General features: G+C 69.6%; 12 protein-coding genes. 8 read left to right on the forward strand and 4 right to left on the reverse strand.

What is annotated here, in order from left to right; all coding sequences use genetic code 11:
• Position 1 precedes the first annotated feature (1 nt).
• On the forward strand, positions 2-268 hold the full coding sequence (rpmA, locus tag ETO60_RS05295; RefSeq protein WP_130003487.1) for a 50S ribosomal protein L27: 267 nt from the start codon (positions 2-4) through the stop codon (positions 266-268).
• A gap of 109 nt (positions 269-377) precedes the next feature.
• Positions 378-983, forward strand: a complete 606-nt coding sequence (locus tag ETO60_RS05300) for a TetR/AcrR family transcriptional regulator (RefSeq protein WP_130003489.1) — start codon at positions 378-380, stop codon at positions 981-983.
• Here the strand turns inward: ETO60_RS05300 and ygfZ are convergent.
• The gene (gene ygfZ, locus ETO60_RS05305; protein WP_130003491.1) at positions 968-1,711 is read right to left on the reverse strand and encodes a CAF17-like 4Fe-4S cluster assembly/insertion protein YgfZ; all 744 of its coding nucleotides are present in this window, start codon (positions 1,709-1,711) and stop codon (positions 968-970) included. The two genes, ETO60_RS05300 and ygfZ, sit on opposite strands and share 16 nt — an antisense overlap.
• A 47-nt stretch (positions 1,712-1,758) precedes the next feature.
• Here ygfZ and pyrC point away from each other — a divergent pair, with 47 nt between their 5' ends.
• Entirely contained in the window at positions 1,759-2,799 is a 1,041-nt protein-coding gene (pyrC, locus tag ETO60_RS05310) for a dihydroorotase (protein WP_130004565.1), read from the forward strand.
• On the opposite strand, the gene rarD is transcribed toward pyrC, so the two are convergent.
• Positions 2,786-3,712, reverse strand: coding sequence for an EamA family transporter RarD (gene rarD / locus ETO60_RS05315; RefSeq protein WP_130003493.1), 927 nt, complete (start codon positions 3,710-3,712; stop codon positions 2,786-2,788). The two genes, pyrC and rarD, sit on opposite strands and share 14 nt — an antisense overlap.
• Before the next feature lie 158 nt (positions 3,713-3,870).
• On the opposite strand from rarD, the gene ETO60_RS11550 reads away from it, so the two are divergent.
• Positions 3,871-4,311, forward strand: a complete 441-nt coding sequence (locus ETO60_RS11550; RefSeq protein WP_130003495.1) for a glycine zipper 2TM domain-containing protein — start codon at positions 3,871-3,873, stop codon at positions 4,309-4,311.
• Positions 4,312-4,447: 136 nt separating this feature from the next.
• Here ETO60_RS11550 and astD read toward each other — a convergent pair whose 3' ends face one another.
• Positions 4,448-5,860, reverse strand: a complete 1,413-nt coding sequence (gene astD / locus ETO60_RS05325) for a succinylglutamate-semialdehyde dehydrogenase (RefSeq protein ID WP_130003497.1) — start codon at positions 5,858-5,860, stop codon at positions 4,448-4,450.
• Positions 5,861-5,862: 2 nt separating this feature from the next.
• The gene (locus ETO60_RS05330; RefSeq protein WP_130003499.1) at positions 5,863-7,335 is read right to left on the reverse strand and encodes a protein adenylyltransferase SelO family protein; all 1,473 of its coding nucleotides are present in this window, start codon (positions 7,333-7,335) and stop codon (positions 5,863-5,865) included.
• A gap of 191 nt (positions 7,336-7,526) precedes the next feature.
• Between ETO60_RS05330 and ETO60_RS05335 the strand changes: the two genes are divergently transcribed.
• From ETO60_RS05335 to ETO60_RS05350, 4 genes are all read left to right on the forward strand, one after another.
• Complete coding sequence (locus tag ETO60_RS05335; RefSeq protein WP_234026344.1) at positions 7,527-8,324, forward strand: alpha/beta hydrolase; 798 nt, start codon at positions 7,527-7,529, stop codon at positions 8,322-8,324.
• A gap of 35 nt (positions 8,325-8,359) precedes the next feature.
• On the forward strand, positions 8,360-9,487 hold the full coding sequence (locus tag ETO60_RS05340; protein ID WP_165362123.1) for a glycosyltransferase: 1,128 nt from the start codon (positions 8,360-8,362) through the stop codon (positions 9,485-9,487).
• Positions 9,488-9,595: 108 nt separating this feature from the next.
• Positions 9,596-10,432, forward strand: coding sequence for a tetratricopeptide repeat protein (locus tag ETO60_RS05345; RefSeq protein WP_165362124.1), 837 nt, complete (start codon positions 9,596-9,598; stop codon positions 10,430-10,432).
• Between the two features lie 44 nt (positions 10,433-10,476).
• On the forward strand, positions 10,477-11,817 hold the full coding sequence (locus ETO60_RS05350) for an outer membrane protein assembly factor BamB family protein (protein ID WP_130003507.1): 1,341 nt from the start codon (positions 10,477-10,479) through the stop codon (positions 11,815-11,817).
• Positions 11,818-11,820 lie beyond the last annotated feature (3 nt).

The following is an 11,820-nucleotide window of genomic DNA, read 5'->3' on the forward strand; positions in this document are numbered from 1 at the left end:
GATGGCACACAAGAAAGCAGGCGGCTCCTCGCGCAACGGCCGCGACTCGGCAGGCCGGCGGCTGGGCGTCAAGAAGTTCGGCGCGCAGGAAGTGATCGCCGGCAACATCATCGTCCGCCAGCGCGGGACCAAGTTCTACGCCGGCAGCAATGTCGGCATGGGCAAGGATCACACGCTGTTCGCGCTGTCCGACGGCGTGGTGCGTTTCCACAAGGGGCGGCTCGGCCGTCAGTTCGTCTCCGTCGAGCAGCACGCCGCCGCTGAGTGACGCCGGTTGGCGGCGCGGTGGCGGCGCGGTGGCGCGCGGGCGGCGCGCGATGCCTGCGCGGCAGACGCGCCGTTCGTGAAGCGCTCCGCTGCCGGAGCCAGAGTACGAAATGCACAGCCGCAAGCGCCTCAACGCCGGTGCCCTGCGAGAGCAGGCACTCGACGCAGCACGGACCCTGCTGATCGAGGCTGGCCCGCAGGCCGTGACGCTGAAGGCGGTCGGCGCCCGCATTGGTCGCACTCACGCCAATCTGCTGCACCATTTCGGTTCCGCCGCGGGGCTTCAGGCGGCGCTGGCCGCGCACCTCGCCCAGACCGTCTGCGCCACCATCCGCCAGGCGGTGAGCGACAGCCGGGCCGGGCTGGGCAGCCCGCGCGCGGTGGTGGACCTGACCTTCGACGCCTTTGACGGCGAGGGCGCGGCGGCGCTGGCCGGGTGGATGCTGCTGACCGGAAACGAAAATGCGCTGGATCCGATCGTGGAGACGATCCATGCGCTTGTCGATGACATCAGCGTGGGGACGGACGGGTCGGGAGACGTCGACCCCAAGGGTATTCACGAGGAGACGCTTCACCTCGTGCTGCTGGCGATGGGCGATGCCATGCTCGGGGCGCCGCTGGCCCGCTCGCTCGGGCTCCCGCGAGACGTGGTGCGGCGAAGGGCCGAACTGATCCTCAAGGAGCGGGTGAGTGACGGCGTTCAGCCGTCCGGATGAATCGCATTGCGCTGCCACTGCGGGATGGGAAGCGCCGCAAGGTCCTCCACCCTTCGGTGGTCGACGGCCATGCCAAGCTCCTCGTGCACGATGCGGCGTCGCTGAGGGTCCGAAAACTCCAGCGGCAGCACCGCGAGCCGGCGGTTGATCTTCTGCCGCCAGTTCATCCGCGCCGTGTTCTCCTGCCCGACATAGCACCCCTTGGTGAACGACACGCCGTTCAGTTCGGCGGCGTTGGTCTCCAGCCACAGGATGTCCGCCATTTCCGCCGCACCCTCGGGAACGCCGCAGGCAATCCGGTGCGCGGTCCAGTCGGCATCGGCGGTGCCATCGACAACCTCGCCGCCCGCCGCTGCGAGCCAGCGCCAGCCGAGCGCGGCGAGGCGCGGATCGCGCACGGCGCCTGCCACGGGTTCAGGCGACCAGTGAACGGCAACGTCCTGCGCGCGCGCGATGCTGACGGACCGGCGCAGCCGGTACAGCGTCAGCCGCTTGACGAGGGCATCGGCGCTCGCCGCCTCGCAGTCGAGGGCCAGCGCGTCCTCCCATTTCCACACCACCATGTCGAACAGCGTCTTGCCCTGCGGGCTGAGCAGCCCTGCATAGACCGGCAGTGACTGGCGAACATCGTTGGTGAGCAGGTCCTGAAGGAAGGCGTGCGCCTCGTCGCCGCCGGTCTGCGACCGGACCAGAACAAGGGCGCGCGACGCGAGACGGGTGGCGGCCATGGGTGACAGATAGGCGTGAACGCGCCATGGCAACAGCCATGACCGATCTGCGCGACCAGCTCACCATTCGCCGGCCCGACGACTGGCACCTCCATCTGCGCGACGGCCCGGTGCTGCGCGATGTCCTGCCGTACACGGCGCGCGTGTTCGGGCGGGCGATCGTCATGCCCAACCTCTCGCCTCCCGTCACGACGACGGCGGCGGCCCGCGCCTATCGCGACCGCATCCTGGCCGCGCTGCCCGACGGAAGCGATTTCACGCCGCTGATGACCTGCTATCTCACGGACGAGACGCAATCGGGGGATCTGATCGCCGGATACCGCGACGGCGTGTTTGCCGCCGCCAAGCTCTATCCTGCCCACGCGACGACGAACTCCGCAGGCGGCGTCACCGACGTGCACGCGATCATGCCGGTCCTCGAAGCGATGTGCGAAGCCGGGATGCCGCTGTGCGTTCATGGCGAAGTCACGGATGCGGCGATCGACATTTTCGACCGCGAGGCCGTGTTCATCGACCGCGTGCTCGCGCCTTTGCTGGACCGGCTGCCGGACCTGCGCGTGATCTTCGAGCATGTGACGACCCGACAGGCGGTGCAGTTTGTCGATGACGGCCCCGCGAACCTTGCCGCCACGATCACGCCGCAGCACCTCCACCTCAACCGCAATGCCATGCTGGTCGGGGGCATCCGGCCGCATACCTACTGCCTGCCGGTGCTCAAGCGGGAGGAGCACCGCCTCGCCCTGCGCCGTGCGGCCACGTCGGGTTCGCTGAAATACTTCCTCGGCACCGACAGCGCGCCGCACCTGCGGGCGACGAAGGAGAGCGCGTGCGGCTGCGCCGGGATCTTCAACGCGCCGCAGGCGCTGGAGAGTTATGCCGCGGTGTTCGAGGAGGAGCAGGCACTGGACCGGCTCGAGACCTTTGCCTCGGTCGCCGGGGCGCTGTTCTACCGGCTGCCGCTCAACACCGGCACCGTGACCCTGCGTCGCGAGCCGCAGCAGGTGCCCGGCGAGATCGCCGTGGCCGAAGAAACGGTGGTGCCGTTCCACGCCGGCGAGACGCTGCGCTGGAGGATCACGCCGGCGTGATCGCGCGGGCGGCAGCCGCCGCTGCCCGGCGCTGCAGCCAGAGGTCGGCGATGAACAGTGCCGCGGCGCACCAGATGAACGCAAAGCAGATGGCCTGAGCCGGTTGGAGCGGCTCGGCGAACACGGTGAGGCCGAGCACGAAGACGATGCTGGGCGCGAGGAACTGCACGAAGCCGAGGGTCGAGTAGGGAAGCCGCCGCGCAGCCGTCGCGAACAGCAGCAGCGGCACGGCCGTGACGAGACCGCTGGCAAGGATTGCAGCGTCCCGGCCCGGATCGACCCCGAGCGCAACCCCGTGACCTGCGCGGGTGCTCAGCAGGATCAGCCCCACGGCAAGCGGCAGCAGCAGGAGGGACTCGACGGTCAGTCCCGGCACCGAACCGACCGGCACGCGCTTGCGCACGAGGCCGTAGAGCGCGAAACTGACCGCCAGACCGAGGCTGACGAGCAGCGTTCCCGCAGCGCTCCACGCCAGCACCAGCACTCCGGTGCCAGCCAGGGCAACGGCCCCCCAGCGCAGCCTGCTGAGCCGTTCCCTGAGGAAGATCGTGCCGAGCAGGACGTTGAGCAGCGGGTTGATGTAGTAGCCAAGGCTTGCGGCCAGAACATGCCCTCGCTGCACCGCCCAGACATACAGCACCCAGTTCACCGCAATGAGGATGGCACTCACCGCAAGCCATGCCAGGACGCCCGCCGAACGCAGGGCCGCGGCGAGCGCCGGCATCTGCCGCCGCGCGGCGACGAGAACGAGGCACGCCGGCGCCGTGAAAACAATCCGCCAGCCGACGAACTCCAGCGCGGGAACCGTCGCCACAAGCAGCAGATACAGGGGCAGAAACCCCCAGATCGCGTAGGCGCCGAGAGCGGCAAGGAGGCCGCCCCGTTCCCGCTGCGCCGGAGCGTCAGCCCGCATCGTTCGCTGCACACCATTTCGTAAGACAGCGGCGGCACAGAGATGATCCTGCCGCAGCCTGACAGCCGCGTTGCATAGTGTTCAGAATAGAGAGCCTAGACATGAACGCAGCAGGCGAATTGCTGATTCGCCGCTCGGGGAAAGAAAGGTCGACGACAATGAACACATTCGCAAAAACGCTCACCGCTTCCACGCTGGCCCTGCTGGGCGCCGGTCTGGCCGTTCCCGCCACGGCAGCGACCACGGGCACGGGTCTGGTCACGGGCATCACTGCGTCGTCCTTCGCACCGGCCGGCATCTGGGAGGACAGCGTTGCCGAGCATCGCCGCGGTCACCGGCACCGGCACAATCAGGATTACGGGCGGCGTGCATATGACGATGCGCGGTACCGCGAAGCACAGGTCTGGCGCGACCGCGACGGCACCCTGCGCTGCCGCCGCAGCGACGGCACCATCGGGCTGATCGTCGGTGGCGCCGCCGGGGCCCTGCTCGGGCGCGAGATCGACCGCCACGGCGACCGCACCCTTGGCACGGTGCTCGGCGCCGCTGGTGGCGCGATCCTCGGCAAGGAGGTCGCCAGCCGCGTCCGCTGCCGCTGAACCCGGCAGCACTCCTCTTCAGTCGTGCCCACCCACGGCTGTGGCACGGAGCCACGACGGTTCCGTGCGGGCGCCCTCTCACTGCCAACAGGCAGGGGAGGGCGCCCTTCTTCGTTGAAGCGCAGGCGCGCCGCCATCAGCCTTGCCGCAGGCCGAGAAGGATGGAGGCGCGAGGCTGTTCCATCGTGTTGCTGGCCACGGGATAGGCGCAATAATCGGCGGCATAGAAGGCGGCGGGACGGTGATTGCCCGACAAGCCGATCCCGCCGAACGGTGCGGCGGACGAGGCTCCGCTGGTCGGCCTGTTCCAGTTGACCACCCCGGCCCGGATCTCGGTCCAGAAGCGCTCGAAGTCTTCGGGCGCTCCCCCCACGAGCGAGGCGGACAGGCCGTAGCGGGTGGCATTCGCTTCCGCGATCGCCGCATCGAAGTCGGCGACGCGGATCACCTGGAGCAACGGGCCGAACAGTTCGATGTCGGGGCGCTCGGCGATGCCGGTCGCATCGAGGATGCCGGGTTCGAGGAAGGGAAGATCAGGGTCGATGCGGCGCATGTGGCGCAGCGGCCGGCCGCCGCGGCTGATGAGGGTGAGAAAGCTTTCGCTCAGCTGGTCGGCCGTGTCGTTGTCGATCACCGGACCCATAAAGGGTTGCGGATCGGCGAGCGGCTCGCCCACGATCAGCCGGTCGGTCAGCTCCTTTACGACGGGCACGAGCGTGTCGAAGAACGCGTCGGGCACGATCAGCCGCCGCGCCGCCGTGCAGCGCTGGCCGGCGGTGGTGAAGGCTGATTGCACAACCAGCGTCGCGGCATCCTCAACCAGTGGTGTGGGCAGGACCACGATGGGGTTGTTTCCGCCCATCTCCAGCGCGACGATCTTGCCGGGATCGGACGCCAGCGCACGGTTGATCGCCACGCCCGCGCGGGCCGATCCGGTGAACAGCACGCCGTCGACGCCTGCATGAGTGACCAGCGCCTTGCCCTGCTCCGGGCCGCCATGGACGATCTGCACCACATCGGCGCCGATCCCCGCCTCGTGGTAGCAGCGGACGAGGAATTCCGCCACGGCGGGGGTCTTCTCGCTCGGTTTCAGCACCACGCTGTTGCCGGCGATCAGCGCGGGCACGATGTGACCGTTCGGCAGATGGGCGGGGAAGTTGTAGGGGCCGAGCACCGCCATGACCCCATGCGGCTTGTGCCGCACGAGCGCGGTTCCGTTCATCGCCGAGTCGAGCCGGGTCTGCCCCGTCCGGCGGGCGTATGCGGTGATCGAGATTTCCACCTTGGCCGCGACCGACTGCACCTCGGTCAGCGCCTCCCACAGCGGTTTGCCCGTTTCCCGCGCGATCAGCTCCGCGAATTCCGATTCGTGCCGGCGCACCGCGTTGGCGAACTGCCGCACCAGTTCGATGCGGCGTCCCAGCGGCTCGCGCACCCAGCGGGCATAGCCGCTGCGCGCCGACGCGACGGCGGCGTCCACGTCTCCGGCATGTCCGCGCCAGACCAGCTCTCCGGTTGCAGGTTCGGTCGAGATCAGTTCCTCCGCCACGGTCAATGTCCTGTCCCTGAGGTGTGCAGCCGCCCGTGCGGGCTGCCGTGATTTGCTTGTGGCTTGCCGGCTGGAACGTGTCCGGCCGGAGCCGGCGCGGGACCGAGCATCCGGCCAAAGGCGCGCGTCCGCTCGACATGGAGGCGCAGCGGCGCCCAGTCGTCCTGTGTAGCGATGGCGTTCCAAAGCCGCTCGACCTCTGCGTGGACAAGCATCGGCGGCTCCGCCGCGTACGCGGATGCGTGGGTGTCGGGCGTGCCGAGCACCTCGTGGCGGGCGAGCGCGCGGGCCACTGCGTCGGGGCGGGTGTCGACCTGCCGGGCGCGCCAGAAAAAACGGTCCGGCGCCTCGCCGCTCTCGATCATGTGCGCGACACTCGCGCGGACCACCGCTTCGTCCGCCTCGGCATCGCGGCTGGCATGACCCAGCCGCCAGCACCAGCGCCGTCCCAGATGCCGGCGGTACAGAGGCTGGAACTGCTCCAGCACCGCCACAAGCGCGGCGGCCGGGGCGAGCGGCTGAAGGGCGACGGCAAGCTGTCCGCAGTTCCAGCTGATCGCCTCGGGCTGGCGACCGAAGGCATAAAGGCCGGCGTGATCGAAGTAGGCGGCGGTGAAGCCCGGTTCCCAACGGGGCAGGAATCGCCACGGCCCGTAATCGAAGCTTTCGCCGGTGACGTTCATGTTGTCGGTGTTGAGCACACCGTGCACGAAACCGGCCACCATGTAGCTGGCGGCAAGGTCGGCCAGCCGCTCCACCACCTGATAAAGGAACTCGACGGCCGGCAGGGCGGCGTCGGGAATGGTGTCCGGTGCGGCAGGTCCGGGGAAGTGCCGTCGGCAATAGTCGACCAGGGCAGCGAGGTGTTCCGTCTCGCCGAGGACGAAGAGGCGCTGGAACGTTCCGATGCGGATATGTCCGTGGCTCAGCCGCGTGAGCACCGCGGCGCGCGTGGGCGAGGGTTCGTCATGCCGCTCAAGCGCCTCGCCCGTCTCGATGATCGCGAAGGTCTTGGACGTGTTCACGCCCAGCGCGTGGAGATGTTCCGTCGCCAGCCATTCGCGGACCGCGCCTTGCAGGGTCAGCCGGCCATCGGCCGTGCGCGAATAGGGGGTGCGCCCCGAACCCTTCGTGCCGAGGTCGAGCAGGCGGTCCTCCCGGTCGCGCAGCTGCGCAAACAGGAAACCGCGGCCGTCGCCGATTTCCGGATTGTACACCCGGAACTGATGCCCGTGATAGCGCAGGGCGAGCGGGCGAGAGAGATTGCCGGGCAGCGGCCGGAAGGCGGCGAAATGATCCAGCCATGCCGTGTCGTCGAGGTGGGACAATCCCACCTCGGCCGCCCAGAGGTCGTTGCGCAGGCGCAGCTGCGGTGCGGGAAACTGTGCCGGTTCGACAACATCGCCGATCCAGTGCGCCAATTCCGCCAGTGCAGGGCATGGGCGGTATGGAGCGGGCGGAGCGTCGGCGTGCATGGGAAAACGCCATGCAAACCATTCGGGTCACTTGCAAGCCGCGTGGCCAGCCGCCAAACACCGCGCTGATCGCCGCATCCTCGAGGAGGGCCCGCATCTCGGTTCAGGATCACGCGTTCCGGTCCGCATTCTGGAACACGCAAGACGGTTTGCGCCTGCACTATCGGCGCTACGACCCCGCTCGCGGAGGCGTGCCCGGCCGCCCGCCCGTCATCTGCCTGCACGGCCTGACCCGCAACGGGCGCGACTTCCACCGCCTCGCCCTGTGGCTTGCCGAGAGCGGATGGGAGGTCATCGTGCCGGACATGCGCGGCCGCGGCCAGAGCGAGCGTGCCACCGACCCGTCCTCCTACGCCGTCGAACAGTATGTGCGGGACGTCGACCGCCTGCGCACCCGGCTCGGGATCGACCGCTATGTGGCCATCGGGACGAGCATGGGGGGGCTGATGACCCTCGTCACGGCGGCGACCGAACCTGACGTGCTGGCGGCGGCCGCGCTGAATGACATCGGTCCGGAGGTGGAGCCGGAAGGCCTGCGCCACATCCTTGGCTACATCGGCCGTCAGGAAAGTTTTCTTTCGTGGAGTGATGCCGCCGAAGCGCTGCGCCAGGTGCATGGGCAGGCTCATCCCGCATTCTCTGAACAGGACTGGCTGGACATGGCCCGGCGCACGATGGTGGAGGACGACAACGAGCGCATCGTGTTCGACTACGATCCGGCAATCGCAGCTCCGCTGCAGAGCAACGGTCGCAAGGAGGCTGCCGTGCCGCCCGACCTGTGGCCGGCCTTCACCCGGCTGAGCGCGAGGCCGCTGCTTCTGATCCGCGGTGCCCATTCCACGCTCCTGTCCGCGCGCACCTTTGCGCGCATGCAGGGCGCGGCGCCCGCCGCGGCGACGGTGGAGGTGGCGGACGCCGGGCATGCGCCGACCCTCGACGAGCCGGAAGTCCGCGCAGCCCTGGCGACGATGCTGGCGCGGGTCGACTGATGGTGCAGGGACGACCATCGCGAGGAAAGGCTCCCGTGCGGATCCTGCACGTCCTGCCCCGTCCGGAGGCGACTGCGGTCACGCGGACGAGTCAGCTGCTGCGGATCTTCGGCGGTGAATTCCAGCACACGCTCTGGGGCGAACCCGAGCAAGTCCGGCGGATCGCGTCCGAGGCCGGAGTCAACGCTGCCGCGGTGGACCTGCCCTATCCCGAACAGACGCGCTGGCAACCGGGGGCGCTCCACCGCCTCGCGCGCGAGATGTTGACGCACGATCTCGTCGTCACCCACGGGTTCGCGGCCATGACCGTCGGCATGGCGCGCACGATCTTCTCGAAAGCCTACCCCTTGCCCCCGCTCGTCCATCACGAGTGGGACCACCAGCCCCGGATCACCACGGCGCAAAGGCGGCGGCGCAACTGGTACCGGCGGATTGCCCTTGGCCGCGCGGCGGCGCTGATCGTGGATTGCGAGCCTGTGCGTCAGCGCGCGCTCTCCGACTGGGATCAGCCGCCTCGCCGCGTGCATCTCGTGCCCGACGCCGTCGACCTGGCCGCATTCGCCAAGCGACCGCGCCCGGACGCGCTGCCCCGTGTGGTGAAGCGTCCGGACGAGCGGTGGGCGGTCCTTGTCGATGCCGGGCAGGATCCGGCGCCGGGTGCCGCGGCGGTTTCGGCTCTGGCAGCCATGCCGGGCGAGTGGCACCTCGTGCGGGCTGGCGCCTCTCAGGGCGAACGCGCCGTCGCCGACGCTGCGGATGCGACCGGCATCATCCACCGGGTCCACACGCTGCCGGCGAACCTGCCGCTCGCCGCGCTGGCGGGGCTGGCCGACATCGTGCTCGTGACCGGAAGCCACGGGGCGGAGCGCGCGGGGACGCTCGCGGCCATGGCGGCGGGCAAGCCGGTGCTGCCGCTGGAGGGCACGGGGGCTGCGGACATGCTCTCCCCCGCCAACAGGCAGCTTCTGGCCGGTCAGGATCGGGTCGAGGGCGCATTGGCGGCCTTGTCGGGTGACGAGAGCTTGAGAAGGCGCATTGGAGTGGACAACCAGCAGCGCGCGCGCGAGGTGCATGATCTTCGGGCTCTGGGTGCGTTCTATCGCGGGTTGTTCGACAGCGCGCTGGCGCTGCGTCCGCGGCCGGAGGAGGCGACGGCACGCTGACCATTGCTCTTGCCCGGTTGCGCCAGTATGTCCGCCCGGTTGCCGGTCCGGCCCGCCAGCTCGCGAGGCGTCCCCGACCGTCCGGCTCGATCCAGGCAGAGGATGATTGTGAGCAAGCCTCCTGAAACGTCCATTCCGATGCGCTCGCCGCCGCTGTCGCCCGATGCGGCGCGGGCGGAGGAACTGCGTCGGCGTCGCGAAGCCGAGAGCGAGGCGGCGCTGCGGGAAATCGACGAGGCCTATCGACAGGACCAGATGGCCGAGTTCGGCCGCCGGTATGGCAAGCCGCTGCTCGCCGGAATCCTTCTCGCCCTCGTCGCTCTCGGCGGTTTCCTGTTCTGGCAGCACCGGCAGGAACAGGAGCGGGAGCGCGGGTCCGAGGCGCTGGTCACGGCGCTTGACCAGGTCGAGGCGGGCAATCTCGCCGCGGCGGAACAGGGGCTGGCACCCGTTCTGGCGGAAGGAAGCGACGGCGCGCGGGCGCTTGCCCGGATGCTGACGGCCGGGATTGCGGCGCAGAACGGCAATGCGCGGCGCGCGGGCGAAGAGTTCGCCGCGATCGCCGATGACGGCAGTGTTCCGGCCGAATTGCGGCAACTCGCCCGCATCCGCCAGGTGGCCCTCCAGTTCGACCAGCTGCCGCCGCAGCGCGTGGTTGCCCTGCTCGCCGATCAGGCGCGTCCGGGGCAGCCCTTCTTCGGCAGTGCCGGCGAGCTCGTCGGCATGGCTCTCCTGGAACAGGGCAACACCCAGCAGGCCGGTGCGCTGTTCGGGCAGATCGCGCGCGACGCGGCAGTGCCTGAGTCGCTTCGGTCCCGCGCGCGCCAGATGGCGGGCCTGCTCGGCGTCGACACGATCGAGGACGTGCGCGAAGTCATCGGCCAGCAAGGTGCCGTGCCGCAAGGAGAGGCCGGACCCGCGGCTGCGGCGCCTGCCGCCGAATGACAGTCGCATCTGTGACCCACTTTTCGCAAACCGGATCAAACGTGATGAGCGCCTTGCTGACCAGGAACACCTTTGCCGCCGTGGCGCTTGGCCTCGTGCTTGGCGGCTGCAACAGCGGTGTGTTCGGCCGCGCCGAATCCCGGCAGACGCCCACCGTCGGGGAGCGGGTGCCGATCCTGTCGCGGATCGAGAATGCGGTCACGGCCGATCCTTCGCTCGCCGCGACGCCCGTGGCGCTGCCCGCGGCGCAGCAAAATGCCGAGTGGGGACAGGCCGGAGGCAATGCGAGCAAGGCCATGGGGCACCTCGCCTTGTCCGCGGCGCCGACACAGGCGTGGACGGCGCAGATCGCCGGCGCCACCAACCGCCGTCGGCTCGCCGCGGCGCCGGTCGTCGGCGGTGGGCGGCTCTTCGCGATCGGTACGGATGGGATGATTCGGGCCTTCGACGCCGCGACCGGCGGCGCCGTGTGGGCCTTTCGCCCCGAGGTCGCGGCCAATGTCGCGGATGCGCTGTTCGGGGGCGGGGTGACCTATGCCGATGGCCGGGTCTACGGCACGCTCGGAACCGGCGAGGTCATGGCGCTCGACGCGGCCACCGGCGCGCTCCTGTGGCAGGTGCGTCCGTCCGGGCCGCTGCGCGGTTCGCCGACGGTCGCCTTCAACCTCGTCATGGTGATGACGCAGGACAACCAGATCCTCGCTCTCAACGCCGCGAACGGCGCGCTTGAATGGCAGGAGTCCGGCTCCTCGGCGCAGGCGGGCGTGTTCGGCGTGGCTGCTCCCGCGGCGGCTCAGGGCACGATCGTGGCCGGTTACTCCTCGGGCGAACTCGTCGCTTACCGCTACGAAAACGGCCGGGTGCTGTGGTCGGACGCGCTGGCGCGCACCTCGATCTCGACCGAGGTCGGCGCGCTGACCGACATCGACGCCGACCCCATCATCGAGGGCGGACGCGTGTTCGCGCTGGGGCAAGGCGGGCGCATGGCGGCCTACGACCTGCTCTCCGGGCAACGCGCCTGGGAACTGAACCTCGCGGGGATTTCGACGCCCGCGATTGCAGGGAACTGGATCTTCACGCTGACCGACGACGGGCGGATGCTCGCCATCGCGCGGGGGAACGGCCGCATCCGCTGGATCACTCAGCTTCAGCGCTACCGCAACGCGGAGAAGCGCACTGGCCCCATCTTCTGGACCGGGCCGGTCCTGGCCGGGGGGCAGTTGTGGATCGCCAACTCCGAAGGGGCGGTCATGCGCGTCAATCCTGCGGACGGAGCGGCGGTGCCCTTCGTGTCACTCGGCCAGCCGGTCAGCCTCGCGCCGGTCGTCGCCAATGGCACGCTCTACATCCTGGACGACAGCGGCAGGATCACCGCCTGGCGGTAGCTC

It is taken from the genome of Qipengyuania thermophila (assembly GCF_004153605.1).
Classification (GTDB): domain Bacteria; phylum Pseudomonadota; class Alphaproteobacteria; order Sphingomonadales; family Sphingomonadaceae; genus Qipengyuania_B; species Qipengyuania_B thermophila.

Excerpts from the sequence above, each read along its gene's own strand:
- rpmA (WP_130003487.1), top strand. The coding sequence starts at position 2 with ATGGCACACAAGAAAGCAGGCGGCTCCTCGCGCAACGGCCGCGACTCG.
- ETO60_RS05300 (WP_130003489.1), top strand. The coding sequence starts at position 378 with ATGCACAGCCGCAAGCGCCTCAACGCCGGTGCCCTGCGAGAGCAGGCA.
- ygfZ (WP_130003491.1), bottom strand. The coding sequence starts at position 1,711 with ATGGCCGCCACCCGTCTCGCGTCGCGCGCCCTTGTTCTGGTCCGGTCG.
- rarD (WP_130003493.1), bottom strand. The coding sequence starts at position 3,712 with ATGCGGGCTGACGCTCCGGCGCAGCGGGAACGGGGCGGCCTCCTTGCC.
- ETO60_RS11550 (WP_130003495.1), top strand. The coding sequence starts at position 3,871 with ATGAACACATTCGCAAAAACGCTCACCGCTTCCACGCTGGCCCTGCTG.
- ETO60_RS05330 (WP_130003499.1), bottom strand. The coding sequence starts at position 7,335 with ATGCACGCCGACGCTCCGCCCGCTCCATACCGCCCATGCCCTGCACTG.
- ETO60_RS05350 (WP_130003507.1), top strand. The coding sequence starts at position 10,477 with ATGAGCGCCTTGCTGACCAGGAACACCTTTGCCGCCGTGGCGCTTGGC.